This window comes from Actinomadura rifamycini DSM 43936 (assembly GCF_000425065.1).
GTDB lineage: Bacteria > Actinomycetota > Actinomycetes > Streptosporangiales > Streptosporangiaceae > Spirillospora > Spirillospora rifamycini.
In genome coordinates this window covers 1-25,032 of sequence record NZ_AULB01000051.1, presented here as the reverse complement: position 1 = coordinate 25,032, position 25,032 = coordinate 1, and the positions used below count along the sequence as shown (strand labels likewise).

Here is a 25,032-nt window from a genome sequence, read left to right as displayed (position 1 = left end):
TGGGGTTACTGGTCGGATGGTAGTTCGAAGTCGCTTTTGGCGAGTTCTTCGACGTTGACGTCCTTGAAGGTCACGACGCGGACGTTCTTGACGAAGCGGGCGGGGCGGTACATGTCCCAGACCCAGGCGTCCTGCATGGTGACTTCGAAGAAGACCTCGCCGTTGTCGGTGCCGCGTACCTGGAGGTCGACGGAGTTCGTCAGGTAGAAGCGGCGCTCCGTCTCGACGACGTAGGTGAACAGCCCGACGACGTCCCGGTACTCGCGATAGAGCTGCAGCTCCATCTCGGTCTCGTACTTCTCGAGATCCTCGGCGCTCACGCTCGTGCCCCTTCCGTGCGGCCTTCGCCGGGGACCTCCCCCAAGGCCACGTCCCCATTGTTACGCACTGCTCGCCCGACGTTGACGTAGGAGAACCGATGCTCCGGACAAGGTCCGTGCTCGCGGAGGGCCTTGCCGTGCGCGCGCGTCACGTATCCCTTGTGCAGGTCGAAACCGTACTCCGGGTACCGCTCGTGGAGTTCCACCATGATGCGGTCTCGGGTGACCTTGGCGATGACGGACGCGGCGGCCACGCAGGCCGCGACCTGGTCGCCTTTGATCATCGCGAGGCCGGGCACGTCGAGGCCGGGCACGGGGAAGCCGTCGCTCAGCACGTAGGCGGGGCGTTCGGGCAGGGCGGCGAGGGCGCGGCGCATCCCGGTGATGTTGCACCGGTGCAGGCCGATGCGGTCGATGTCGTGGCACGGGATGACCACGGCGCTCCAGGCGAGGGCCCGTTCGGTGATCTCGCCGTACAGCTCCTCGCGGCGGGCCGGGGTGAGGAGCTTGGAGTCGGTGAGGCCCTCGATCGTGCCGCGGCGGCCGCTGCGCAGCATCACGGCGCCGACGACCAGGGGGCCCGCGCAGGCTCCCCGCCCCGCCTCGTCGACGCCGGCCACGGGGGCGAAGCCGGCGTGCTGCAGGGCTCGCTCGTAGGCGAGCAGCCCGGCGTCACGTCGGGGCGTGAAGCGGAGTGGACGACCCTTCATGCTCCGCAGCGTACGTCTCCCGGGCCCCCTGCCGCCGCCCGAACGGCCCCCTTCCGGGCATGTCGCCGATCACTCGATGGTCGGCTTCCCGCGGATCGCCGCTTCCGCCGGTCTGAGGCGGCGGCGTTTCAGCAGGTAGGCGACCGGGAGGGTGCCGATGACGCCGAGCGCGAAGGGGGTCGCGGGCAGGGCCGCGGCGGCGGCCGCGAGCGCGGGCTGCTCGAAGGTGTCCGGGATGGGGAGGGTGTCGATCCGGTCCAGCGGCCAGACGATCACGAAGGCGCGGCCGATGACGTGGTCGATCGGGATGGTGCCGCCGCCGGGGTCGGCCTGGTGGGAGCGGGAGTCGAAGGAGAGTTCCCGGTGGTCGCCCATGACCCACACCTGGCCGGGTGCGACCTTGATGTCGAAGGGGTCGTTGGACGGCTTGTTCTGCTCGCCCGTGATCGGGTCGGTGTACAGGTAGGACGACTCGTCGATCGGGACGTCGTTGACGGTGACGCGGCCCTGGGCGTCGCAGCACTTGACGCGGTCGCCGGGGATGCCGATGACCCGTTTGATGTAGTCCTTCTCGTTGGGGGCGAAGCCGAAGGCGGCGCCGACCCAGCGGAGGGCCTTGGAGACGGGGTTGGTGGGCTCGCTGACCTGCATCTCCGGGTCCCAGGAGTCCAGGCCGTTGAAGACGATGATGTCGCCGCGGGCGACGTCGCGGGTGTGGTAGACGATCTTGTTGACGAGGACCCGGTCGCCGACCTGGAGCGTGTTCTCCATGGAACCGGACGGGATGTAGAAAGCCTGCACGGCGAACGCCTTGATGACCAAGGCGAGGACGACGGCGATGACGACGAGAATGGGCAGTTCTTTCCAGAAAGAGCCCTGCTTTTTCTTCTTGTCGTCGCCGTCCTCGGCCTCCTCTTCTTCGGAGGTCACGGTCTGCTCTTCTTCGGGCACCGCGCCCTCGGCCTCGGATCGCACGTCTCTCCGATCGTCCTCGTCAGTCATCAGATCAAAAGACTAGCGGCGCGGGGCCCGAACATGCCCGTCGCGGGCGTGTCACCGAGAGCCGAGCCGAACATTCCCCCCGAAACGGGCAACGCCCCGGTACCGCGGGGGTCCGGGGCGTTGCGGGGCACGGGCTCAGGACTCGCGCTTCTCCTTGATGCGCGCGGCCTTGCCGCGCAGGTTGCGCAGGTAGTAGAGCTTGGCGCGGCGGACGTCGCCGCGGGTGACGACCTCGATCTTGTCGATCGACGGGCTGTTGATCGGGAACGTCCGCTCGACGCCGACGCTGTAGCTCACCTTGCGGACGGTGAAGGTCTCGCGGGCGCCGCCGCCCTGGCGCCGGATCACCACGCCCTGGAAGACCTGGATACGGCTCCGGTTGCCCTCCGTCACGCGGACGTGCACCTTCAGCGTGTCGCCCGGGCGGAAGTCCGGGACGTCGGCGCGCATCGCGGCCTTTTCGATCTCCTGGATCAGGGTGTGCATCGCAGCGGTTCCTCAAAGTCGAACGCGGGCGTCGAGAGGCCCCGTGGGTCCTTCGTGGGGGCGTCGCGCCGCGGAAGCGGTCTTCATCGCCTGCTCGAGCGCAGGCGCACGGACGCTCTAGTTTGCCATACGTTCGGCGTCAACCGGAAAACCGGCCTCGCGCAGGACGTCGCGGTCGTGCGCGTCGAGGTGCGCGGGGTCGAGGCGGGCGAGCAGTTCGGGACGGACGCGGGCGGTGCGGCGCAGCGCCTCGTCGCGCCGCCACCTGGCGATCGCGCCGTGGTTGCCGGAGAGGAGGACCTCCGGGACGGGACGGTCGCGCCACACCGGCGGCTTGGTGTAGACGGGGCCTTCGAGGAGGGATTCCATCGCGCCGGGGGCGAAGGAGTCGTCGGCGACCGAGTCGGCGTTGCCGAGGACGCCGGGCAGGAGCCGAGCGACGGCCTCCACCATGACCAGGACGGCGACCTCGCCGCCGGCGAGCACGAAGTCGCCGAGGCTGACCTCGTCGACGGGCATGCGGGTCGCGGCCTCCTCGGCGACGCGGGAGTCGATGCCCTCGTACCGTCCGCAGGCGAACACCAGGCGGGGCTCGGCGGCGTACTCGGCGGCGAGCGCCTGGGTGAAGGGCCGCCCGCCGGGGGTCGGGACGACCAGCCGGGCGGTGGTGCCGGGCGGGACGACGGCGTCCAGCGCCTCGCCCCACGGTTCGGGCTTCATCACCATGCCGGGCCCGCCGCCGTAGGGGGTGTCGTCCACGGTGCGGTGCCGGTCGTGCGTCCAGCCGCGCAGGTCGTGCACGGTGAGGTCGAGCAGCCCGCCGCGGCGGGCCTTGCCCAGCAGGGACAGGTCCAGCGGGGCGAAGTACTCGGGGAAGATCGTGACGATGTCGATGTTCATGATTCGTCGAGGAGGCCGGGGGGCGGGTCGATGACGAGCCGGCCGCCGGGCACGTCCACCTCGGGGACCAGCGCGGCCACGAACGGCACGAGCCGCTCCCCGCCGGGCCCCCGCACGACCAGCAGGTCCTGCCCGTGGTGGAGGACGTCGGCGACCCGGCCGACGTCGGCGCCGTCGGTGGTGACGACGGCGAGGCCGATGAGCTCGCGGTCGTGGAACTCGTCGGGGTCGTCGGAGGGGCGGATGTCGTCGGAGGGGACGACCAGCCAGGTGCCGCGGATCTGCTCGGCGGCGTCGCGGTCCGCGATCCCGGCGAACCGGACGAGGAGGCGCCCGGAGTGCCAGCGGGCGCGGTCGACGGTGAGGGGCCCGGCGGACGCCGGGTCGGTGGCGATCGAGGTGCCGGGCGCGAACCGGACGTCCGGGTCGTCGGTGCGGACGTCGAGGGTGACCTCGCCGCGGACGCCGTGCGGGCGGCCGATCCGGCCGATGGCGATCGGGTCGCTCACGATGGGCACCTCACGTTGCGGCCCGCCGCGGCGGGGAGGGGCCGCGCGGAGGCGGTCGCGGGGCGGGCGGCCGGTGTCGAAGAGAGCGCTCGGGGACGCCGACGGGCGGGGGGACGGCCGGGCAGGTCGTCCCCCCGCACGGACACGGCGGTGCGCCGTGCGGCGGAGCTGAGGTTCACGCGCTCAGCGGACCTCGTTGACGTCGAGCAGGTCCACGCGCACGTAACGGCCCCCGGAGAGGGCGCTGATCACGGTGCGGAGGGCTTTGGCGGTGCGGCCGCCGCGGCCGATGACCTTGCCGAGGTCCTCGGGGTGCACGCGCACCTCGAGGACCCGGCCGCCCCTGATCCGGCGGGCGCGCACTCCGACGTCGTCGGGGTGCTCGACGATCCCGCGGACCAGGTGCTCGAGCGCTTCTTCGAGCACGTCAGCCCTCGCTCTTGACTTCGGTGTCGGCCTTCTTCGGCTCGGCCTTCTTCTTGGCGCGGGTCGCGGTGGCCTCGCCCGCGTCGTCGCCCAGCGCCTCCTTGACCGCGGCCTCGAAGACGGCCTTGCGGTCGGGGCGCGGCTCGGCGACCTTGAGGGTGCCCTCGGCGCCCGGCTCGCCCTTGAACTTCTGCCAGTCACCGGTGATCTTGAGCAGGCTCAGCACGGCGTCGGTCGGCTGCGCGCCGACGCCGAGCCAGTACTGGGCCCGCTCGGAGTCGATCTGGATGAGCGACGGGTCCTGCTTGGGCTGGTAGAGGCCGATCTCCTCGATGGCCCGGCCGTCCCGCTTGGTGCGGGCGTCGGCGACGACGACCCGGTACTGCGGGTTCCGGATCTTCCCCAGACGCTTGAGCTTGATCTTGACTGCCACGGGTGTGGTGTACTCCAGACTTCATTACAGGGTGGGCGGACCGCGCCAGGTGGGGAACACCGGCCTGCGGTCAACCCGATGGACTCCGGCCGCGCAGGACGAGAGAGGGCGCCGTGCGGCTCCGGGTTTCCAGCACGCCATTCTGCCAGACGGACGCGGGAAAAGCGCAATCGGGCGGTGACGCCGCGCGTCACTTCTTCTTGCGGGGCTGCAGCTTGTCGAGGTCGGGCATCTGGAAGCCGGGCGGGAGCTGCCCGCCGCCGAGGCCGGGGGGAAGCTGGCCGCCGCCGAGGCCGGGCGGGAGGCCCTGGGGCGCGCCGTCGGCGGGCTCCTTGGGCCGGTTCGCCTGGGCGGCGCGCTTGCGGGGGTCGCCGCTGCGCTGCTTGCCCTTCTTGTTCTTGGCCTTGGCCGCCTTCGCCGCCTTGCGCCGGCCCCCGCCGGGCATGCCCGGCATGCCGGGGATGCCGCCGGCCATCTGCCGCATCATCTTCTGCGCGTCGAAGAAGCGGGTGACGAGGCTGCTGACCTCGCCGACGGTGACGCCGGAGCCCTTGGCGATGCGGGCCCGCCGCGACCCGTTGATGATCTTGGGCTGCGAGCGCTCCTGCGGGGTCATCGAGCGGATGATCGCGGCGATCCGGTCGAGGTCGCGGTCGTCGATCTGGCTGATCTGGTCGCGGACCTGCCCCATGCCGGGCATCATCCCGAGCAGGTTGCCGATCGGGCCGAGCTTGCGGATCATCATCATCTGCTCGAGGAAGTCCTCGAGGGTGAAGTCCTCGCCGGAGGCGAACTTGGCCGACATCTTCTCGGCCTGCGCCTCGTCGAACGTGCGCTCGGCCTGCTCGATCAGGGTGAGGATGTCGCCCATGTCGAGGATGCGCCCGGCCATCCGGTCCGGGTGGAAGACGCTGAAGTCCTCGAGCTTCTCGCCGGTGGAGGCGAACATGATCGGCCGGCCGGTGATGTGCCGGACCGAGAGGGCCGCACCGCCGCGCGCGTCGCCGTCGAGCTTGGTGAGGACGACGCCGTCGAAGCCGACGCCGTCCATGAACGCCTGGGCGGTGTTGACGGCGTCCTGGCCGACCATGGCGTCGACGACGAACAGGACGTCGTCGGGCTGCACGGCGTCGCGGATGTCGATCGCCTGCTGCATCATCTCGGCGTCGATGCCGAGGCGGCCGGCGGTGTCGATGACGACGATGCTGTGCTGGGCGCGGCGGGCCTGCTCGATGGAGCGGCGGGCGACGTCCACGGGGTCGCCGACGCCGCTGCCCGGCTCGGGCGCGAACACCGGGACCCCGGCGCGCTCGCCGACGACCTCGAGCTGCTGGACGGCGTTGGGCCGCTGCAGGTCGGCCGCCACCAGCAGCGGGGTCTGGCCCTCCTGCTTGAGCCAGCGGGCGAGCTTGCCGGCGAGGGTCGTCTTGCCGGCGCCCTGGAGGCCCGCGAGCATGATGACGGTCGGCGGGTTCTTGGCGAGCCGCAGTTCGCGCGTCTCGCCGCCGAGGATCTCGATGAGCTCCTCGTTGACGATCTTGACGACCTGCTGCGCCGGGTTCAGCGCCTGCGAGACCTCGGCGCCCCGGGCGCGCTCCTTGACGCGGGCGATGAAGTCCTTGACCACGGGCAGCGCGACGTCGGCCTCGAGCAGCGCGACGCGGATCTCGCGGGCCGTGGCGTTGATGTCGGCCTCGGAGAGCCGGCCCTTGGTGCGCAGCGACGAGAAGACCGTCGTCAGCCGGTCGGAGAGCGTCTCGAACACGTGTCTGGACCGTCCTTGGAAAGCTACTGGGATCGTCTATCAGCGTATCGGCTCCCCGGCGGGTTCCCACCCGCCTCGGGCGACCGTCTGCGGGCGGTCCGTCGTCCCGCCCCTCCCCGCCGGGGTCGCGCACCCCTGCCGGATGCCCCTCCCCGCCGGGTTCAGGTCAGCGCGTCCAGGATGTCGGCGCGGACGGCCTCCAGGACGGACGGGTCGGCGGGCGGGCGGTCGCGGGAATCGACGACGTAGAAGACGTCGACGGCCTCGGCGCCGAGCGTGTCGACCTGCGCGGCGCGGATCCGCAGGCCGCGGCCGCCGAGCGCGCGCCCGATCCGCCACAGCAGCCCGGGGCCGTCGTGCGCGCGGACCTCGACGACGGCGGCGGTGCTGGACGCGCCGTCGACGATCATCACGCGCGGCGGCGGGACGGCGGTGCCGGGGCGGACGCGCCGGGAGCGGGCGCGGCGGTCGAGGCGGTCGGCGACGTCGAGGCGGCCCGCGAGCATGCGGCGCAGGTCGGCTTCGAGGGCGGCGGGGTCGGGCGGGGAGCCGAACTCGGGGACGGCGGTGAAGTCGAGGACGGCGGTGCCCGCGGAGGCGCCGGGGGACGACACGGTGCGGGCCGTCCGGACGGCGAGGCGGTGCAGGGCGAGGACGCCCGCGGCGCGCCAGAGCAGTCCGGGGCGGTCGGGCGCGGCGATCGTCACGCGGGTCCCGGCGACGCGGACGTTGACGCCGTCGCGGCGGGCGAGGGCGAGTTCGCGCTCGCCGAGGGCGGGCGGGGGCGGCGGGGTGCCGCCGGACAGCGCGGCGGCGGCGCGGCGGGCGAGCTCGGCGACGAGCCGGGCCTTCCAGGCGTTCCACGCGGCGGGGCCGGTGGCGTGGCCGTCGGCGGCGGCGAGGGCGGCGAGCAGTTCGAGGGTCTCGCGCTCGCGGCCGGGGACGTCGGCGACGGCGCCGGTGACGGTCGCGATGGTGGCGGGGTCGTCGATGTCGCGGCGGGTGGCGGTGTGCGGGAGCAGGAGGTGTTGCCGGACGACGGCCTCCAGGACGCGCGCGTCGGCGGCGTCGAAGCCGAGGCGGACGGCGATGTCGCGGGCGATGGGGGCGCCGGCGACGCAGTGGTCGCCGCCGCGGCCCTTGCCGATGTCGTGCAGGAGCGCGCCGACGAGGAGCAGGTCGGGGCGGGCGACGTCGCGGGTGCGGGCGGCGGCCCCGGCGGCGGTCTCGACGAGGTGGCGGTCGACGGTGAACCGGTGGATCGGGTCGCGCTGCGGCCGGTTCCGGACGTGCTCCCATTCGGGGATCAGCCGGACGATCAGCCCCGCCTGGTCGAGCGCCTCCCACACGGGGATCGCGGCGGGCCCGGCGCCGAGGAGCGAGACGAGCGCGTCGCGGGCGGCGGCGGGCCACGGCGGGCGGGGCACGGCGGCGGACGCGGCGAGGCGGTCGACGGTCGCGGGGGCGAGCGGCAGGCCGTGCTGCGCGGCGGCCGCGGCGACGCGCGGGACGAGCGCGGGGTCGTCCAGGTCGGCGCCGCGGGCGAGGACGACCTCGCCGTCGTGCTCGACGGCGCCGTCGCCGACGGGGCGGCGGCGGGCCGGGGCGCGGCGGCCGGCGGCGAACCGCTCGACGCGCCGCCAGAGCTGGTCGGCGGCGTGCGCGACGGTGCGGGCGGCCTCGGCGGTGGCGTGCTTGAGCGCGTGGGCGTCCGGGAACCCGAGGGCGGCGGCGACGGCGTCGTGCTCCTGCAGGACGAGGCGGTCGGTGGCGCGGCCCGTCACGTCGTGGAGGGCGTGCCGGACGTCGAGGAGCAGGTCGTGGGCCTCCCGGACGCGGCCGTCGGGGGCGGGGGCGACCCAGGACGCGGCCACGGCGCGCATGACGTGGACGTCGCGCAGGCCGCCGCGGGCCTCCTTGAGGTCGGGTTCGAGGAGGAAGGCGAGCTCGCCGTGCGCGGCCCAGCGTTCGCGGCACAGGTCGGCGAGGGCGGGGAGGCGGGTGCGGGCGTGGGCGCGCCAGTCGGCGAGGACGGCGGCGCGCAGTTCGTCGAGGAGGGCGGGGTCTCCGGCGACGTGCCGGGCGGCGAGCAGGCCGAGGGCGGCCTTGAGGTCGGTGCGGGCGACCTCGCGCGCTTCGGCGACGGTGCGGACGGAGTGGTCGAGGCGGATCCCGGAGTCCCAGACCGGGTACCAGACGCGGTCGGCGACGGCGGCGATGTCGGGCCGGCCGCGGTGCAGCAGGACGAGGTCGAGGTCGCCGCCGGGGGTGAGGTCGCGGCGGGCGTGCCCGCCGACGGCGGCGAGCGCGAGCGCCCGCTCCCCCGCCGCGCCGGACCCGCCGCCGTCCGGCGGCGCGGCGAGGAGCTCCCCGAGCCGGCGGTCGATGTCGGCGGCGCGCTCGGCCCGGGCCGCCGCGAGGGCGGCCCGGGCCGAGTTCCCCGAGCGCACGGTCATGGCCCGTCCTACAGGGCGTCCGGGCCGGTCTCGCCGGTCCGGACCCGGACGACCGTGTCGACCGGGACCGCCCAGACCTTGCCGTCGCCGATCTTGTCGGTGCGGGCGGCCTTGACGAGCACGTCGATGATGTCGTCGGCGTCCTCGCCGTCCACCAGCACCTCGACGCGGATCTTGGGCACCAGGTCGACCTTGTACTCGGCGCCCCGGTAGACCTCGGTGTGGCCCTTCTGGCGGCCGTAGCCGCTGGCCTCGCTGACGGTCATGCCGCGCACCCCGAACGTCTCGAGGGCCGCCTTGACCTCGTCCAGCTTGAACGGCTTGATCACCGCGGTGACGAGCTTCATCCCCGCACCTCTTCCTTGGTCTCGTCCTGCGACTGCCGTGCGGCCCCGTCGTGCACGGCCGGGGGCCCGACGGACGCGGCCGTGGCGCCCGATCCGGCGCGGACGGCGCCGAAGTCGTAGGCGGTCTCGGCGTGCGCGATGCTGTCGATGCCGGCGAGCTCGTCGTCCTCGCTGATCCGGAAGCCCATCACCAGGTCGATGACCTTGGCGATCACGAAGGTCACGACGAACGAGTAGGCGAGCGTCGCGACGACCGCGAGGGCCTGCTTGCCGAGGAGGCCGAGGCCGCCGCCGGCCAGCAGCCCGTCCGCGCCGCCGTCGTTGACGGCCGTGGTGGACACGATGCCGATCAGCAGGGCGCCGACGATGCCGCCGACCAGGTGGACGCCGACGACGTCGAGCGAGTCGTCGTAGCCGAGCTTGTACTTGAGGCTGACCGCGAAGGCGCAGACCGCGCCGGCGACGAGGCCGATGGCGAGGGCGCCGAGCGGGGTGACGAACGCGCACGCCGGGGTGATCGCGACGAGCCCGGCGACGATGCCGGACGCGAGGCCGAGCGTGGTGGACGAGCCGTCCCGCAGCTTCTCGACGATGATCCAGGCGAACGCGGCGGCGCAGGTGGCGACGATCGTGTTGATGAACGCGACCGCGGCGGTCGGGCCGGCCGACAGCGCGGACCCGGCGTTGAACCCGAACCAGCCGAACCACAGCAGCCCGGCGCCGAGCAGGACGAACGGGAGGTTGTGCGGGCGCATCGGGTCCTTCGGCCAGCCGCGGCGCTTGCCGAGGACGAGCGCGAGCGCGAGGGCCGCGACGCCGGCGTTGATGTGCACGACGGTGCCGCCCGCGAAGTCGAGGGCGCCGAGCTCGAAGATCCAGCCCGCCTGGCCGCCCTCCTCGCCGTCCGACCACCACACCCAGTGCGCGATCGGGAGGTACACGAGCGTGACCCAGATCGGGATGAACAGGACCCAGGCCCCGAACTTGGCACGGTCCGCGATCGCGCCGCTGATGAGCGCGACCGTAATGATGGCGAACGTCGCCTGGAACGCGACGAAGACCAGCTGCGGGACGCCGCTGCCGTCGTCGGCGGTCGCGGCGTTCTCGAGGCCGACCAGGCCCCAGTCGCCGAGCCCGCCGACGAACGAGCTGAGGGATCCGCCCGACGTGAACGCGAGCGAGTACCCGTACACGACCCAGACCATGCCCGCGACGGCGATCGAGACGAAGCTCATCATCATCATGTTGAGCACGCTCTTGGCCCGGCTCATGCCCCCGTAGAAGAAGGCCAGGCCCGGTGTCATCAGGAGGACGAGCGCGGTGCTCGTCAGCATCCATGCGGTGCTTCCGCTGTCGACTGTCATCTCTGCCAGTGCCCCTCCTCGCCGGGGAAAACGAACTGTTCAGAGATTGGGCCTCGGCCGTTTCGCTCCGGGGGCTCTCGCGTTTCCGCGGTGTGAAATGGGCACCGGCCATGTTGCCGGTCTGTTTCCGACTCCTCACAGGCGCGTTCCGGCGGCTGTGAGGGCCGAAAAGGCCCGAAAATCCGCGTGTCGCGGGAAGGGGGGAGCCCCGCGCGCCTGGGGCGCGCGGGGCTCCGTCAGGTACGGGTTCGGGGCCCGGCGGTCAGTCGCCGAGGATCGCGTCGACGAACGCCTCCGGTTCGAACGGCGCCAGGTCGTCCGGGCCCTCGCCGAGCCCGACGAGCTTCACCGGGACGCCGAGTTCGCGCTGCACCTGGACGACGATGCCGCCCTTCGCCGTCCCGTCCAGTTTCGTCAGGACGACGCCGGTGACGTTGACGACCTCGGCGAACACGCGGGCCTGCTGCATGCCGTTCTGGCCGGTGGTGGCGTCCAGGACGAGCAGGACCTCGTCGACCTGCGCCTGCTTCTCCACGACGCGCTTGACCTTGCCGAGCTCGTCCATCAGGCCGGTCTTGGTGTGCAGCCGGCCGGCGGTGTCGACGATGACGGCGTCGACCTTGGTGTCGATGCCCTGCTTGACGGCGTCGAACGCGACGCTGGCCGGGTCGGCGCCCTCGTCCTTGCGGACGACCTGGGCGCCGACGCGCGTGCCCCACGTCTCAAGCTGGTCGGCGGCGGCGGCGCGGAAGGTGTCGGCGGCGCCGAGCAGCACGGTGCGGCCGTCGCCGACGAGGACGCGGGCGAGCTTGCCGCAGGTGGTGGTCTTGCCGGTGCCGTTGACGCCGACGACCATGAGGACGGCGGGCCGTCCGCCGTGCGGGCCGGTGTTGAGCGAGCGGTCGATGTCGGGGCCGATCTGCTTGACCAGCTCCTCCTTCAGCAGCGCCCGCACCTCGGCGGCGTCGCGGGTGCCGAGGACCTGGACGCGCGTGCGCAGCTCGTCGGTGACCTGCGTGGCCACGGCGGCGCCCATGTCGGCGGTGATGAGGGTGTCCTCGATCTCCTCCCAGGCGTCGTCGTCGAGGGTCTCGCGCGCCAGCAGCCCGAGGAGGGTCTTGCCGAAGGCGTTCTGGGAGCGGGCGAGCCGGGCGCGCAGCCGGACGAGGCGGCCCGCGCCGGGCGGCGGCTTCTCGATCTCGACCGTGGGCGGCGGGGCGGGGGCCTCCGTGGGCGGCGCCCGTTCGAGCGTCGGGGCCGTCCCCTCCGCCTCGTCGACGGCGGTGGCGCCGCCGCGCCGCTCCTCCGTGGGTTCCTCGGCGGGCGGCCGCGGCCTGGTGCGGCCGGGCCGCAGCAGCAGGAAACCGCCGACGATCAGGCCGACGACGACCAGCACGGCGATGAGGATCAGGTATTCCATTCCCATAACGCCCCCAGTTTTCCAGACCGGCGCGCCGGCGCCGAACACGCTGCACCGGACGCGCGACCGTCCCGCCGCGCGCCCGGTGGCGGACGCACGTGTTCAGCCCCGCAGCCGTGGCGGCTCCGGGGCTCCTCCCTGGACAGATGCCCGTTCGGAGCCCTCCCACTCGTCGACGTTGCGCAGCAGCGCCTCGAGATAGGTGCGCAGGTGGTTGCGGTAGACGTCGCTGTAGGTACGCAGGTAGGCGACCTCGCGCTCCAGGCGCCGCCGCTCGTCCGGGTCCGCGTCGCCGCCGGACCCGCCGGACCCGCCGGACGGCGCCGCGGGCGCGGCGGTCGGCGGTCCGGCGGGCGCGGGGGTCCGTTCGGCCTCGCGTACGGCGGCGTCCGCGATCGCGGCGGCCCGGCGGTGGGCCTCTTCGAGCATCTGCTCGGCGCGGCCCTTGGCGTCGGACAGGATCGCCTCGCGGTGCAGCCGGGCCTCGTGGGCCAGCTCGCGCGTGTACCGCTCGGCGTCGGCGACGTACAGGTCGGCGGTCTGCTGCGCCTGGGACAGGATCCGGACGGCCTGGAAGTGGGCGTCCTGGGGCGCCATCACGCCCGGGCCGTCGGCTCCCGGCCCCGGGTCGGAGCCGCCCGCGGCGGCCGAGCCGACCCGGGCGCGGAGCCGGCCGACCTCCTCGGCGAGCGCCGACTTCTCGTGGAAGATCTGGACGAGTTCCCGTTCGGCGTACTGCAGGAACTCGCGCACCTGGTCCTCGTCGTACCCGCGGCGGCCCAGCGCGGCCCGCGCGAACACCACCGACCGCAGTTCGCCCGGGGTCAGCCGCGTCCCCTCGGACACGACGGGAAGGTTCGGGGAGTCCAACAGGGTCACCTCTCGGCGTCGGCGAAGGTTTCCAGCCTGATGCGGGCGCGGTCGACGCCGAGCCCGGCGAGCCGTTCGACGGTGGCGCGCACCATCTCGGCCGATCCGCACACGTAGGCGTCGTGGCCGGTCCAGGGGCCGCGGCGGGCGACGGCGTCGGCGAGCGTCCCGTGCTCGATGGCGTCGCCGCCGTCCCGGAGCGCGCCGGACTGAAGCAGTGCGGAGAAGCCGTGCCCGGCGGTCTCGTCCGACACGGCCGGCACGACGGTCAGCCAGGGCAGGTCCCCGGCCGTCTTGGTCAGGTCCTCGAGGTCGTAGAGGCCGTCGCGGTCACGGGCGCCGAAGAACAGGTGGACCCGGGGCGGCGACGGCCGCCCGGCGATCTGCTCGAGGATCGCCTTGAGCGGCGCGAGCCCGGTGCCGCCCGCGACCAGCAGGACGTCGCGGGCGGACGACTCGTCCAGCGTGAGCGTGCCGACCGGGGCGCCCATCCGGACGCGGTCGCCGACCTGCGTCCCGCGCACCAGCACCGGGCTGACCGGGCCGCCGTCGACCAGCCGGACGTGGAAGTCGACGGTGCCGTCGGGGCGCGGCGCGTTGGCGGGCGAGTAGTAGCGCCAGTGCCGCAGCCGGGACGGCACCTCCAGCGCCACCGACTGGCCGGGCAGGTACGGGAGCGGCCGGTCCGGCAGCACCCGCAGGACGCTGATGTCGAAGCTCCGCCGCTCGACGGCGACGACCTGCCCGTTCCACCACGCCGGACGGTTCAGGGCGTCCTCGTCGGCGGCCTCCAGCATGACCTTGGCGACCAGGCTGTAGGCGGCGTTCCAGTCGCTTTCGAGGTCGTCGTTCCAGGCGGGTCCGGAGAAGTGCCGCAGCGTGGCGAGGAGGCTGGCGCCGACGTTCGGGTAGTGCTCGGCGATGATGCCGAACCGGCGGTGGTCGCGGCCGAGCTGCCGCAGGAACGGGACGAGGTTCGGCAGGTCGTCGACCCGCGCCACGATCGTCCCGAGCGCGCGCAGGAGCTTGTCGCGCTGGCCGGTCATCCCGATCGGGAACATGTCGCGCAGGTGCGGGTTGCGGACGAACAGGTCGGCGTAGAAGAAGAGCGCGACGGTGTCTCCGTGCCGCGCGACCTGGGCGAAGCTGTCCTTGAGGCGTTGTGCGTCCACGGTGGCGGGAGCGGGTCGCGGACGCCGTCAGGCGACGGGCTCGGCGGCGGCCTCCTGCATGACCTGGGCGACGACGCCGTAGGCGGCCGTCCAGTCGCGTTCCAGGTCGGCGTTCCACGCCGGGCCGCTGAAGTGGGCGAGGGTGGCGATCAGGCTCGCGCCGACGTGCGGGTAGTACTCGGCGGCGACGCCGAACCCGGCGTGGCGGCGGCCGAGGTCCCGCAGGTACGGGACGAGCTCGGCCTCGTCGTCCACGGACTCCACGATGTGCGCCAGCGCGGTCAGCAGCTTCTCGTGCTGCTTGGCCATCGCGCCGCCGAACAGCGACCTGAGCTGCGGATTCTTCGTGAACAGGTCGGCGTAGAAGTACTCCGCCACGTCGATTCCGCTGCCGCCCACGAGGGCGAAGTTCTCTTGGAGACGCCGAGCGTCCATGGCACACCTCTCCCGTGGTCCTCCGTCCCGGGCGGGGTGTCCGGAAGGGGTCCCGAGAACCACGGGGCACATGCGTAGTGGATCGAATCGGCGGGGCACAAGCCCGCGACCGTCGCGGCGCGTTCACCGTCCGTGCCGATTCGTGTGAGACTTTTTCGCCATTCTTGGCGCGGCCGTCCGGCATCGCGCACGGTCCTGCGGTGATGGCCGGACGGGCGCCGGACCGCCGCGCGCGCGTCATGCGCCCGCATCGCATGGCGCAGGGTGATTTTCCCCGCAGAGCGACGATCTTTTGCCCGCCGATTCAGACATTCCGAAATGCCATTTACGGATGGGCGCATATTGCGGAACGCGTGCGCCCCGCGGCGCTAGTCGTCCTCCCGGAGGCGCTGGCTGACGACCTGCGTGACGCCGTCGCCGCGCATGCTGACGCCGTACAGGGCGTCCGCGCCTTCCATCGTCCGCTTCTGGTGCGTGATGATGATCAGCTGGGACGACTCGCGCAGCTCCTCGAAGACGGTGATCAGCCGCTGGGTGTTGGTGTCGTCCAGCGCCGCCTCGACCTCGTCCAGCACGTAGAACGGGGACGGCCGCGCCTTGAACACCGCGACCAGGAACGCGATCGCGACCAGGGACCGCTCCCCGCCCGACAGCAGCGACAGCCGCTTCACCTTCTTGCCCGGCGGCCGGGCCGCGACCTCGACGCCGGTGGCCAGCATGTCCTCGGGCTCGGTGAGCGACAGGCTGCCCTCGCCGCCGGGGAACAGCCGCGCGAAGATCCGCTCGAACTCGCGGGCGGTGTCGGCGTAGGCGGCGCCGAACACCTGCTGCACCCGCTCGTCGACCTCCTTGACGAGGCCGAGCAGCTCGCGCTGCGTCTTCTTCAAATCCTCCAGCTGGGAGTTGAGGAACGCGTGCCGCTCCTCCAGCGCCGCGAACTCCTCCAGCGCGAGCGGGTTGACCTTGCCGAGCTGGTTGAGCTGCCGCTCCGCCGTCTTCGCGCGCTTCTCCTGCACGGCCCGGTCGTACGGGACGGGACGCGCGGGCTCCCGGTCGTCGTCGCCCGCGTCCGGGCCGGGCGGCACCGGCACGTCCGGCCCGTACTCGCCGACGAGCGCGTCGACCTCCAGCCCGAACTCGTCCATCGCCCGCTGCTCGAGCTGCTCCAGCCGGAGCCGCTGCTCGGCACGCGCCACCTCGTTGCCGTGCACGACGTTCACGAGGCGCTCCAGCGTCGCCGACAGCTCCCGCACCTGGTTCCGGACGACCTTCAGTTCGGCCTCGCGCGCCGCGCGGGCCTCCTCGGCCGCCTCGCGGCGCCGCACGGCCGCCGCCAGCGACAGCTCGATGCGCCCCAGCGCCGCCCGCGCGCCCGCGAGGACGGCCTGCGCGACGCGGGCCTGCATCTCGCGGCGGGCGCGGCGCTCGGCGGCGCGGGCCCGCTCCTCGCGCTCCCGGCGGGCGCCGCGCTCCAGCGCGTCGGCGCGCCCCGCGATGGCCTGCACGCGCTCCTCGGCCGTCCGCACCGACAGCCGCGCCTCCATCTCGGCCGACCGCAGCTCCTGGACGCGCGCGTTCAGCTCGTCGCGCGCCTCGGTGTCGTCCCCGGCCTCGTCGGCGACGTCGGCGGCCTCCTCGGCCTCGGCGAGCCGCAGCGCGAGGTCGTCGGCGGCCCGCACGTCCTGCTCGAGGGACTCGTTCGCGGCGTCCAGCGACTTGGTGAGCCGCTCGGCCTCGCCGCGCGCGGCGCGGACGTCGGCCTCCAGCCGGGCGGCGCGCTTGGCCTCCTGCGCCGCCCGCGCCTCGAACTCCCGGACGCGCGCGCGGACCCGGTCGAGGTCGGACTGCGCGCGGTTCACGCCCGTCTGGGCCTCGCTCGCGGCGGCCTCGGCGGCCTCCAGCGCGGACTGCGCCGACTGCTCGGCCTCCGCCGCGGCGGCCAGCCCGTCCGCGGCGGTCTCGGCGGCGGTCTCGGCGGCGGCGAGGTCCTCGGCGGCCCGGTCGAGGGTCGTCCGCATCTCCAGGAGGCCCTGCGCGCCGCCCGCCGCGCCGCCCTGCGCCCAGTGCGCGCCGACGAGCTCCCCGTCGCGGGTGACGGCGCGCAGCGCGGGCGCCCGCCGGACGAGCGCGGCGGCGGCCGCGACGTCGTCGACGACCGCGACGTCGCGCAGCAGGTGCGCGAGGGCGTGCCGGACGCCGTCGGGGACGGTGACGGCGTCGACCGCGTAGTCGACGCCGTCGATCCGCGCGGACGCGTCCCCGTTCGGCCCGCCGCCGACGAGCAGGCCCGCGCGCCCCGCGTCGCGGGACCGCAGCAGCGCCAGCGCCGCCTCGGCGGTGTCCAGCGAACCGACCGCGACGGCCTCGGCCGCGTTGCCGAGCGCCGCCGCGACCGCCGTCTCGTAGCCGGGGCGGACGGTCAGCAGCGACGCGACCGTCCCGAGCACCCCGTCCAGGGACCCGTCGGAGCCCGCCTCCAGCAGCGCCTCGCCGCCGTCGGCGGCGGCCGACAGCGTCAGGTTCAGCGCCTCGATGCGCGCCTGCAGCGCCGCGACCTTCTTCTGGGCGGCCTGGTCGGCGCCGCGCGCCGCCGCGACGGCCTGCCGCGCCTCCTTGACGGCCCCGCGCGGCCCCGCCACCCCGTCCCGCGCCCGCTCGGCGGCGTCCTTGGCGGTCGCGAGCGCCTCCTGCGCCGCCTCGTGCTCGGCGGCCAGCTCCGGGTCCTCGACGACCTCCGCCTCGAACGCCTCGAACTCGGCGCGCGCGGTCTCGGCCCGCCGCTCCGCCTCGTCCCGCGCCTCGACGAGCCGCCCGATCTCGGACCGTCCCGCGGCGGCCTTGCTGCGCAGCGCCTCCACCCGGCCGCGCAGCCGCGCCAGCTCCTCGCGGCGGTCGGCGGCGGCCCGCGCGGCGGCCTGCAGGCGCCGCTCCTCGCCGGCGAGGGCCTCCTCGACGCCGGTCCGCTCCTGCACGGCGTCGGCGAGCCGGTCCTGCGCCTCGTCCAGGGCGGCGCGGAGCGTCTCCTCCTGCTCGCGGATCTCGGCGGCCTCGCGCTCCATGTCCTCGGGGTCGCGCCCGCGCCGCTCGTCCTCCCGCGCCTCGGCGGCGTTGCGGTGCCGCTCGGCGGCGAGGTCGGCGACGCCGCGCAGCCGCTCCTGCAGCGCCGACAGCCGGTACCAGGTGTCCTGCGCCTGCTTCAGCTTCGGCGCCGCGACGGCCTCCTCGGCCTCCAGCGCCTCCTCGCGCTCCTGCGCCTGCGCGAGCGCCCGCTCGGTCTCGGTGCGCCGCTCGCGGATCTGCGCCTCGTCGGCGGCCTCCTGCTCCAGCTTCGTGCGCAGGGTGACGAGGTCGTCCGCGAGCAGCCGCAGCCGCGCGTCCCGCAGGTCGGCCTGGATCACCGCGGCCTTCCGCGCGATCTCGGCCTGCTTGCCGAGCGGCTTCAGCCGGCGGCGCAGCTCCCCCGTGAGGTCCTGGACGCGCGTGAGGTTGCCCTGCATCGCGTCGAGCTTCCGCAGCGCCTTCTCCTTGCGCTTGCGGTGTTTGAGGACGCCCGCGGCCTCCTCGATCACCGCGCGGCGGCCCTCGGGGCCGGAGTGCAGCACCCGGTCGAGCTGCCCCTGCCCGATGATGACGTGCATCTCCCGGCCGATGCCGGAGTCCGACAGCAGTTCCTGGATGTCGAGCAGCCGGCACGAGTCGCCGTTGATCGCGTACTCGCTGCTGCCCGACCGGAACATCAGCCGGCTGATCGTGACCTCGGTGTAGTCGATGGGCAGCGCGCCGTCGGCGTTGTCGATCGTCAGCACGACCTCGGCGCGGCCGAGCGGCGCCCGGTTCGCCGTGCCGGCGAAGATGACGTCCTCCATCTTGCCGCCGCGCAGCGACTTCGCGCCCTGCTCGCCCATCACCCACGCGAGCGCGTCCACGACGTTGGACTTGCCGGACCCGTTGGGACCCACGACGGCGGTGATGCCGGGCTCGAACTTCAGCGTGGTCGACGACGCGAAGGACTTGAAGCCGCGCAACGTCAGGCTCTTCAAATACACGCGCTCGCCGTCCTCCTCCGGTCGGTACGCCGGGGGACCGTCGGGACGGGGCGCGCGCCGTTCGCGGCGCCGGAGGGCCTCCCCCGCCGGGCCCGCTGCTCAGTCGCCGTCCCCGCTCGCGTCGCGGGTCACGCCGCGCGGGGGCCGGGCATTCCGAGGAGGATACCGGTCGGCGCGACCGGTGACCTGCTGCCGCGCCGGATCCGGCGCCCCTCGCGAGCCGGACGGTGCCGGACCGGGCGGTGCCGGACCGGACGCCGCCGGGACGGGCGGGCGCACGGGCGGGCACCGGCCGCGATCATCGCGCCGGTGGCGTGGGGCAAACTTTAGGGACGCCAGACTCCCGGCGTCCCTGTTTCGATCGGTTCCGCGGCGCCGATCAGGTCAGCGCCGGTTCACGGTCCTTCACCGCGAGCGACATCACGTCGTCTTCGTTCGCCGTCGCGAGCGCGTCGTTCTCCGCCTGGAGCCGTACGAGTTCGGCTTCCAGGTCGCGTACGCGCTGCTGAAGGCGCCGCATCTCCGCGACCATCCGGGGGTCGGGACCGCCGACGTGGCCGAGTAGAGCCTTCGCCATGACTAAAGGTCCTCCACGCTGAGCAACCAGCAGGGATCGCGCACGAGAAGCAACTGATGTCGGTGCGCGTATCGTCTAGAGTCGCACCGGCCGCTGTCCTGGTCAAGACGCACATCACAGGCCGGTAACAACCTTTCACCATCCAGTTTAGCAGGTACAAACCGGACTTCCGTACCCGGTCACCGTTCCTCGAAACCCTCGGCCGTCCCGCGCGGCTCGCTCCACCGCTCCGTCACGCCCGTCACGGCGCCCGGACGGCCCGGCCCGCCGGGCGGCAGAGCGCCGGCCGCCGCGGCGTCGGGACGCAGCATCTCGAGGAGGCCGCGGCATTTCCCGCGCGGCCCCTCGGCCACCACTTCGACACGGCCGTCGCTCAAATTCGACGCACTTCCGACCAGGCCGAGTTCCAGTGCCCGCGCCCGCACCCACCAGCGGAATCCGACGCCCTGCACGCGTCCCCGCACCCATGCGGTGAGCCGCACCGCCTCGTCGTCGCCCATGTCGCGTCCCCCCTCGTCGATCACGCGGTCGATCCCCCGTCCCGCCGTCCGTGCCAGGGGAACCCTAGTACCGCCCGCGCCGCGGGCGCGGCTGGCACACGGGGCAGCTGTAGGACGACCGGTTCATGAACTCGTCGCGGCGGATCGGCGTCCCGCAGCGGCGGCACGGCTCGTCCCGGCGGCCGTAGGCGTCCAGGGAGCGCTCGAAGTAGCCGCTGTCGCCGTTCACGTCGACGTACAGGCTGTCGAACGACGTCCCGCCGACGGCGAGCGCCGCGCTCATCACGTCCTGCGCGGCCTGGACGATCCGGGCCGCCTCGGCGCGCGTCAGCGTCTCGGTCGGCCGCGCCCAGTGCAGCCGCGCCCGCCACAGCGCCTCGTCCGCGTAGATGTTGCCGACGCCGCTGACCAGCGACTGGTCGAGGAGCGCCCGCTTGATGCCGGTCTTTCGGCGCCGCAGCGCCCGGTACAGCGCGTCGCCGTCGAAGGCCGCCTCGAGGGGGTCGGCGGCGATGTGCACGATCGTTTCGGGGACGAGGCCGGTGCCGTCCGGCGCGGGGGCGGCGGCGCCCGCGACGGCGTCCGGGACGAGGTCGGCGACCATCAGGTGCCCGAACGTCCGCTGGTCGACGAACCGCAGGTCGAGGGGGTCGGCGGCGGCGCCGTCGGTGAACCCGATCCGCACCCGCAGGTGCTTCTGCGGCTCCCGGCCCGGCTCGCCGACGAGCAGCTGCCCGCTCATCCCGAGATGGGCCAGCAGCGCCTCGGACGGCGCCGCGCCCGGCCCGTCCGCGAGCGGCAGCCACAGGTACTTGCCGCGGCGGCGCGGCGCGAGGACGGTGCGGCCGGCGAGGCGCCCGGCGAAGTCGGCCGGCCCGGCCTCGTGGCGGCGCACCGCGCGGGGGTGCAGCACCTCGGCCGTCGCGACGGTGCGGCCGGTCGTCCAGCGGTCGAGGCCCCGCCGGACGACCTCGACCTCGGGCAGCTCAGGCACCGGTGAGCCCGGCGGGACGCGAGCCCCGGCCGTTCCCCGCGCCGGAGGCGGCGCCCGTCCCGTCCGTCCCGGCGCCGGCCTCTCCGGCGTCCGCCTTCCCGGCCTTCTCCCGCTCGGCGGCCATGTCGCGGATGGCGTTCCAGGCGGCCTCGGCGGCGTGCTGCTCCGCCTCTTTCTTGCTGCGGCCCTCCCCGGACCCGTAGGTCTCGCCGCCGACCCGCACCGACGCCCGGAAGGTCTTCTGGTGGTCGGGGCCGCTCTCGGCGACGTGGTACTCGGGGACGCCGAGCTCCTCGACGGCCGTGAGCTCCTGCAGGGACGTCTTCCAGTCGAGCCCGGCGCCGAGGCCCGCCGAGCGGGCGATGAGGGCGTCGAACAGCCGGTGGACGAGCGCGGACGCGTCGTCCAGGCCCCGGTCGACGTACACGGCGCCGATGAGCGCCTCGAGGGTGTCGGCGAGGATCGACGCCTTGTCGCGGCCGCCGGTGCCCTCCTCGCCGCGGCCCAGCCGGATGTGCGCGCCGACGCCGAGGCCGCGCGCGACGCCCGCGAGCGCCCGCATGTTGACGACGGCGGCGCGCAGCTTCGCCAGGTGCCCCTCGGGCAGGTCGGGGTGCCCCCGGTACAGGGTGTCGGTGACGACGAGGCCCAGCACCGAGTCGCCGAGGAACTCCAGGCGCTCGTTGGTGGGCAGGCCGCCGTTCTCGTACGCGTACGAGCGGTGGGTCAGCGCGCGCTCCAGCAGCGCGTCGTCGACCTCGACGCCGAGGGCGCGGGTCAGTTCCGCGCGGTCGGGCGCGGGGTCGGATTTCTTGGCGCTCAACGGGCCCTCCTCGCAGGCCGTGCGCCGCGCGGACGCGCGGTCGCCTCGATGGCGCGCGGCCGGGAGGCCGGGGACGGCGGAGGGCGCGGCACGAGGAGGGACGGCCCGCGGCCGCCCCGTGCGGGGACGGACGGGCCGGCCGGGCGGGGCGGTCGCCCCGCGGCGAGGTCCGCGAAGACGAGGTGCGCGCCGGTTCGGCTGATCCCGGCGTGCACCACGGCTCCGGGCACAGGCCGCCGTGCCGGACACCACGCCGACGTCGCGCGCCGGGGTGGTCGTGCCTTCACGCACCTGGAGGGGCGGACCGCGCCGTGTGCGCGGGGCCGCCCCCCGGGATGCGAGGAAGACTCAGGCCGACGGGGTGATGACCTGCCGCCGGTCGTAGGTGCCGCACGTCGCGCACGCGGTGTGGGGCAGCTTCTTGTCGCGGCACGTCGGGCAGTCGACCAGGGTCGGCGCGGCGGTCTTCCACTGCGCGCGCCGGTGCCGCGTGTTGCTGCGGGACTTCTTCCGCTTCGGGACGGCCACGTCAGCCCTCCTGCTTTCCTTCTCGTCGGTCGGATGAACCGCGGGCGCCGTGGCTCCCGCTCCCCCGCTCCGGGTCGTCGGCCGCCATGCCGGCGGCGATGTCCCGCAGTGCCGCCCACCGGGGGTCGGCGACGTCGTGCCGGTGGTCCGGACCGGCGTCGGCCAGCCGGACCCCGCACTCCGCGCACAGGCCGGGACAGTCGTCCCGGCACAGTGGCGAGAGCGGCAGCGCGAGCACCACCGCGTCTCGGAGCAGCGGTTCGAGGTCGATCAGGTCGTCCTCGAGGTGGAGCTCGTCGTCATCGGCGTTCCCGCCGGAGCGGGTGTCAGGATAGACGAAGAGCTCCTGGAAGTCCGCCTCGAAGGTCGAGGCGATCGGGTCGAGGCAGCGGGCGCACTCCCCTTCGAGGGGAACCGTCGCCGTGCCGGTGACGAGCACCCCCTCCAGCACCGCCTCGAGCCGGAGGTCCAGCTCGATCGCGGCGCCCTCGGGGACGCCCACCATCTCCACACCGAAATCCTCCGGAGCCGGCACGGTCAGGCGCTCCTCGCGCGACGACCCGGGTTGCCTGCCGAGAGCCCGAGTGTCGAGCACGAGCGGCGCGTTGGGGTCGAGGCGTGTCAGCGGAATCCTGCTTTCGTGAGGCATGGGAATCAAAGCCGTTGGTGATGGCCGATGTCCCAGGGTACCGAACGCCGGGCGCCGTCCCCAACTCGCGGCCCTCCCACCAGCGGATCGCCACCGCCGGACCGCCGCCACCGGACCGCCGCCGGGCCCGGCCGCGCGCCCCCGCCCCGCGCGTCCCGCCTAGTCGGTCTCGCGGAGCCGGTCGACGAGCCGGTCGCGGACGCTGTCGGGAACGAGGCCGGAGATGTCGCCGCCGAACTTCACGACCTCCTTCATCAGGCTGGAGGAGAGGAAGGCGTACTCGGGGTTCGTCGCCATGAAGAGGGTCTCGATGCCGGCGATGCGGTGGTTCATCTGCGCCATCTGGAGCTCGTACTCGTAGTCGCTGACGGCGCGGAGCCCCCGGACGATGACCGGGATGTTCTGTTCCTTGCAGTAGTCCACGGTCAGGCCGTAGAACTTGTCGACGCGGACGTTGCCGTACCCCTCGGTCACCTCGGAGATCATGTCCGCGCGCTCGTCGACGGTGAACAGGCTCTTCTTGTTCTTGTTGATCAGCACTGCGACGACCACCTCGTCGTACAGGCTGGAGGCGCGGCTGATGATGTCGAGATGGCCATTGGTCACGGGGTCGAACGATCCCGGACAGACGACACGGCGCACGGCGCGAACCCCTTCGTTCCCGGTTTCTGACCTGCGGCGCGAACGTACCAAATCCCATTCTGCCCGCTTTCACCCGGGCTCGACGGTCCGTCCCGGCACGTCCCGGGCACGTCGCGGCCGGTCGCGCCGTGCGGACGGCCGGGACGCGAGCGCATCGGTGGTCTCCGCGGCGGTCGGGCCGGACCGTGCAGCCGTCCGGACGGTGCCCTACCCGGCGGGTGCGCGGTCACCCGCGCCCGCGGCCGCGGGGCGTCACGCCGCCGACGGCCGTGCCGTACCAGAAGACCGCTTCCCCGTACCGGCGGTCCCGGTCGGCCTCGTACCCCTCCGGCCAGCGCAGCGCGGGGCCGCGCGCCGCGCGCTCGACGACGACGAGCGCGTCCGGCGCCGTCCAGCCGTGGTCGCGCAGGTCGTCGAGCAGTTCGGTGACGGCCGCGTCGGGCAGCGCGTACGGGGGGTCGGCGAAGATCAGGTCGTAGGGCGCGTCGGGCGGGCGGCGGACGACGCGCTCGACCTTGTCGGCGCACGGCACCGCGCCGGGCAGGCCGAGATCCTCGGCGTTCCGCCGGAGCACCTTCGCGGCGCGGGGGTGCGACTCGACGAGCAGGGCGTGCGCGGCGCCGCGCGACAGGGCCTCGAGGCCGACCGCGCCCGATCCGGCGTACAGGTCGGCGACGCGCAGGCCGTCCAGAGGGCCGAGGAGGGCGAGGACGGTCGCGAACAGGCCCTCGCGCGCGCGGTCGCTGGTCGGCCTCGTGTCCCGTCCCGGCGGGACGGCGAGCCGCCGGCCGCCCGCGCTCCCCGCGATCACCCGTGTCATGCCCCTCAGTATTCCGGTCCCGGAAAATGCCACAAACGGAAGCGGGGACTCCTGTGAACCTCTACCAAATCGGTGACGTGATGTTCACAACGACTACTTCGCGTGCCAACGTGCTCGCAGGTTGTGCAACCACCCGACCCCTCAGGAGCACTGGTGCACCAAGGTAGGAGATTGGCGGTGACCGCCGGGGCGACCGTCCTGGGCATCGCCGCCATGAGCGGCGTCTCCCACGCCGAGACCTCCCGGCTCTCCGCCGAGCGCGCTCCCGCCCGCGCCGCGGCCGACCAGCCGGCCAAGGGCGCGGCCAACGCCAAGCGGGCGAAAGCCAGGAAGGCGACGAAGGCGGAGCCGCGGGACACGGGGAAGACGAGCGCGGGGAAGCCGGGAACGGGGCGGACCGGGGCGGGCGAGGCGCTGCGGCGCACCGCCGAGCCCGTGGTCCGCACCCTCGACCGGGACGAGCCGGAGCGGACGGCGGGCGACGGGGCCACCGCCGGGCGCGAGAAGAGCGAGAAGAGCGAGACGGGCAGGGCGCCCCGTGCGAGCGAGTCCGCCGAACCGAAGCGGCGGGCGCGCACGCAGCAGCGGCAGGAGCGGGAGCAGGAGTCCGGCCGGGAGCAGAAGCCCGGCGCGGAGCCCGCGGAGCGGACCGAGCAGGCCGTCGGGCTGGAGCTCCGCCTCGACGCGGACCTCGGCTACGACGAGCGGACCCGCACGGCGACCGCCGGGCTCGGGCTGACCGCCGGGGTCCGCACCCCGCACCTCGACGCGGGTGTGCGGCTCCGGGCGGACGGCAGCGTGTCGCTCGCCGACGCCACCGTCGAGGCGGGCGCGGAAC

25 protein-coding genes and 1 pseudogene are annotated in these 25,032 nt (G+C 74.0%); 1 reads left to right on the top strand and 25 read right to left on the bottom strand.

Going from position 1 to position 25,032, the window contains the following annotated elements:
• Nucleotides 1–5: 5 nt before the first annotated feature.
• The 25 genes from H505_RS0132670 to rsmD all read right to left on the bottom strand — a co-directional run bounded on the left by H505_RS0132670 (nt 6) and on the right by rsmD (nt 24,194).
• Nucleotides 6–320: a DUF2469 domain-containing protein gene (locus tag H505_RS0132670; RefSeq protein ID WP_026405317.1), complete on the bottom strand. Its 315-nt coding sequence runs from the start codon at nt 318–320 to the stop codon at nt 6–8.
• Entirely contained in the window at nt 317–1,030 is a 714-nt protein-coding gene (locus tag H505_RS0132665) for a ribonuclease HII (protein ID WP_026405316.1), read from the bottom strand. Before H505_RS0132665 ends, H505_RS0132670 begins: the two co-directional genes overlap by 4 nt.
• A gap of 69 nt (nt 1,031–1,099) precedes the next feature.
• Complete coding sequence (gene lepB, locus H505_RS45845; protein ID WP_084551086.1) at nt 1,100–2,032, bottom strand: signal peptidase I; 933 nt, start codon at nt 2,030–2,032, stop codon at nt 1,100–1,102.
• 135 nt (nt 2,033–2,167) lie between these two features.
• Nucleotides 2,168–2,518 carry a 50S ribosomal protein L19 gene (gene rplS, locus H505_RS0132655; protein ID WP_026405315.1) on the bottom strand — a complete coding sequence of 117 codons (351 nt, stop codon included), beginning with the start codon at nt 2,516–2,518 and terminating at the stop codon, nt 2,168–2,170.
• A 117-nt stretch (nt 2,519–2,635) separates the two neighbouring features.
• Nucleotides 2,636–3,418 (bottom strand): tRNA (guanosine(37)-N1)-methyltransferase TrmD, encoded by a 783-nt coding sequence (trmD, locus tag H505_RS0132650; RefSeq protein WP_026405314.1) that lies wholly within the window; start codon nt 3,416–3,418, stop codon nt 2,636–2,638.
• Nucleotides 3,415–3,927 (bottom strand): ribosome maturation factor RimM, encoded by a 513-nt coding sequence (gene rimM / locus H505_RS0132645; RefSeq protein ID WP_425248278.1) that lies wholly within the window; start codon nt 3,925–3,927, stop codon nt 3,415–3,417. Before rimM ends, trmD begins: the two co-directional genes overlap by 4 nt.
• A gap of 183 nt (nt 3,928–4,110) precedes the next feature.
• Nucleotides 4,111–4,353 (bottom strand): RNA-binding protein, encoded by a 243-nt coding sequence (locus tag H505_RS0132640; protein ID WP_026405312.1) that lies wholly within the window; start codon nt 4,351–4,353, stop codon nt 4,111–4,113.
• Nucleotide 4,354: 1 nt separating this feature from the next.
• Nucleotides 4,355–4,786 (bottom strand): 30S ribosomal protein S16, encoded by a 432-nt coding sequence (rpsP, locus tag H505_RS45840; protein ID WP_034521021.1) that lies wholly within the window; start codon nt 4,784–4,786, stop codon nt 4,355–4,357.
• Between the two features lie 190 nt (nt 4,787–4,976).
• Nucleotides 4,977–6,551 carry a signal recognition particle protein gene (ffh, locus tag H505_RS0132630; protein WP_026405311.1) on the bottom strand — a complete coding sequence of 525 codons (1,575 nt, stop codon included), beginning with the start codon at nt 6,549–6,551 and terminating at the stop codon, nt 4,977–4,979.
• Between the two features lie 161 nt (nt 6,552–6,712).
• Entirely contained in the window at nt 6,713–9,007 is a 2,295-nt protein-coding gene (locus H505_RS45835) for a [protein-PII] uridylyltransferase (RefSeq protein WP_034521018.1), read from the bottom strand.
• Nucleotides 9,008–9,015: 8 nt separating this feature from the next.
• On the bottom strand, nt 9,016–9,354 hold the full coding sequence (locus H505_RS0132620) for a P-II family nitrogen regulator (RefSeq protein ID WP_026405310.1): 339 nt from the start codon (nt 9,352–9,354) through the stop codon (nt 9,016–9,018).
• The gene (locus tag H505_RS45830) at nt 9,351–10,718 is read right to left on the bottom strand and encodes an ammonium transporter (RefSeq protein ID WP_211238612.1); all 1,368 of its coding nucleotides are present in this window, start codon (nt 10,716–10,718) and stop codon (nt 9,351–9,353) included. The genes H505_RS0132620 and H505_RS45830 overlap by 4 nt, the downstream gene beginning before the upstream one ends.
• Nucleotides 10,719–10,980: 262 nt before the next feature.
• Nucleotides 10,981–12,138: a signal recognition particle-docking protein FtsY gene (gene ftsY / locus H505_RS0132610; protein WP_026405309.1), complete on the bottom strand. Its 1,158-nt coding sequence runs from the start codon at nt 12,136–12,138 to the stop codon at nt 10,981–10,983.
• Nucleotides 12,139–12,240: 102 nt separating this feature from the next.
• Complete coding sequence (locus H505_RS0132605) at nt 12,241–13,008, bottom strand: DivIVA domain-containing protein (RefSeq protein WP_157433217.1); 768 nt, start codon at nt 13,006–13,008, stop codon at nt 12,241–12,243.
• Between the two features lie 5 nt (nt 13,009–13,013).
• Nucleotides 13,014–14,180, bottom strand: coding sequence for a globin domain-containing protein (locus H505_RS45825; RefSeq protein ID WP_034521017.1), 1,167 nt, complete (start codon nt 14,178–14,180; stop codon nt 13,014–13,016).
• A 27-nt stretch (nt 14,181–14,207) separates the two neighbouring features.
• Nucleotides 14,208–14,615: a globin domain-containing protein gene (locus tag H505_RS0132595; RefSeq protein WP_169528889.1), complete on the bottom strand. Its 408-nt coding sequence runs from the start codon at nt 14,613–14,615 to the stop codon at nt 14,208–14,210.
• A gap of 368 nt (nt 14,616–14,983) precedes the next feature.
• A complete protein-coding gene (gene smc / locus H505_RS48290; RefSeq protein ID WP_026405306.1) occupies nt 14,984–18,661 on the bottom strand; it encodes a chromosome segregation protein SMC in 3,678 nt (1,225 codons plus the stop codon).
• Nucleotides 18,662–19,040: 379 nt separating this feature from the next.
• On the bottom strand, nt 19,041–19,238 hold the full coding sequence (locus tag H505_RS0132585) for a hypothetical protein (protein WP_026405305.1): 198 nt from the start codon (nt 19,236–19,238) through the stop codon (nt 19,041–19,043).
• A gap of 179 nt (nt 19,239–19,417) precedes the next feature.
• Nucleotides 19,418–19,738, bottom strand: coding sequence for an acylphosphatase (locus H505_RS0132580; RefSeq protein WP_026405304.1), 321 nt, complete (start codon nt 19,736–19,738; stop codon nt 19,418–19,420).
• 64 nt (nt 19,739–19,802) lie between these two features.
• Nucleotides 19,803–20,732 (bottom strand): bifunctional DNA-formamidopyrimidine glycosylase/DNA-(apurinic or apyrimidinic site) lyase, encoded by a 930-nt coding sequence (gene mutM / locus H505_RS0132575; protein ID WP_026405303.1) that lies wholly within the window; start codon nt 20,730–20,732, stop codon nt 19,803–19,805.
• Nucleotides 20,725–21,555: a ribonuclease III gene (rnc, locus tag H505_RS45815; protein WP_051301439.1), complete on the bottom strand. Its 831-nt coding sequence runs from the start codon at nt 21,553–21,555 to the stop codon at nt 20,725–20,727. Before rnc ends, mutM begins: the two co-directional genes overlap by 8 nt.
• 348 nt (nt 21,556–21,903) lie before the next feature.
• On the bottom strand, nt 21,904–22,083 hold the full coding sequence (rpmF, locus tag H505_RS0132565) for a 50S ribosomal protein L32 (protein ID WP_026405302.1): 180 nt from the start codon (nt 22,081–22,083) through the stop codon (nt 21,904–21,906).
• 1 nt (nt 22,084) lies between these two features.
• The gene (locus tag H505_RS0132560; RefSeq protein WP_051301438.1) at nt 22,085–22,732 is read right to left on the bottom strand and encodes a YceD family protein; all 648 of its coding nucleotides are present in this window, start codon (nt 22,730–22,732) and stop codon (nt 22,085–22,087) included.
• A 159-nt stretch (nt 22,733–22,891) separates the two neighbouring features.
• Nucleotides 22,892–23,374: a pantetheine-phosphate adenylyltransferase gene (coaD, locus tag H505_RS0132555; protein WP_026405300.1), complete on the bottom strand. Its 483-nt coding sequence runs from the start codon at nt 23,372–23,374 to the stop codon at nt 22,892–22,894.
• A 226-nt stretch (nt 23,375–23,600) separates the two neighbouring features.
• Entirely contained in the window at nt 23,601–24,194 is a 594-nt protein-coding gene (gene rsmD / locus H505_RS0132550; RefSeq protein ID WP_034521014.1) for a 16S rRNA (guanine(966)-N(2))-methyltransferase RsmD, read from the bottom strand.
• Between the two features lie 177 nt (nt 24,195–24,371).
• Between rsmD and H505_RS0132545 the strand changes: the two are divergent.
• Nucleotides 24,372–25,032 (top strand): annotated as a pseudogene (locus tag H505_RS0132545) (hypothetical protein); the annotation flags it as partial.

Bases quoted from the DNA above. Each gene is read 5' to 3' on its own strand.
- H505_RS0132620 (WP_026405310.1), bottom strand. From the start codon at position 9,354: ATGAAGCTCGTCACCGCGGTGATCAAGCCGTTCAAGCTGGACGAGGTC.
- H505_RS0132595 (WP_169528889.1), bottom strand. From the start codon at position 14,615: ATGGACGCTCGGCGTCTCCAAGAGAACTTCGCCCTCGTGGGCGGCAGC.
- H505_RS0132665 (WP_026405316.1), bottom strand. From the start codon at position 1,030: ATGAAGGGTCGTCCACTCCGCTTCACGCCCCGACGTGACGCCGGGCTG.
- rsmD (WP_034521014.1), bottom strand. From the start codon at position 24,194: ATGACACGGGTGATCGCGGGGAGCGCGGGCGGCCGGCGGCTCGCCGTC.
- H505_RS0132585 (WP_026405305.1), bottom strand. From the start codon at position 19,238: ATGGCGAAGGCTCTACTCGGCCACGTCGGCGGTCCCGACCCCCGGATG.
- H505_RS0132580 (WP_026405304.1), bottom strand. From the start codon at position 19,738: ATGGGCGACGACGAGGCGGTGCGGCTCACCGCATGGGTGCGGGGACGC.
- trmD (WP_026405314.1), bottom strand. From the start codon at position 3,418: ATGAACATCGACATCGTCACGATCTTCCCCGAGTACTTCGCCCCGCTG.
- H505_RS0132560 (WP_051301438.1), bottom strand. From the start codon at position 22,732: ATGCCTCACGAAAGCAGGATTCCGCTGACACGCCTCGACCCCAACGCG.
- H505_RS45830 (WP_211238612.1), bottom strand. From the start codon at position 10,718: ATGACAGTCGACAGCGGAAGCACCGCATGGATGCTGACGAGCACCGCG.
- rplS (WP_026405315.1), bottom strand. From the start codon at position 2,518: ATGCACACCCTGATCCAGGAGATCGAAAAGGCCGCGATGCGCGCCGAC.
- H505_RS45835 (WP_034521018.1), bottom strand. From the start codon at position 9,007: ATGACCGTGCGCTCGGGGAACTCGGCCCGGGCCGCCCTCGCGGCGGCC.
- ftsY (WP_026405309.1), bottom strand. From the start codon at position 12,138: ATGGAATACCTGATCCTCATCGCCGTGCTGGTCGTCGTCGGCCTGATC.
- lepB (WP_084551086.1), bottom strand. From the start codon at position 2,032: ATGACTGACGAGGACGATCGGAGAGACGTGCGATCCGAGGCCGAGGGC.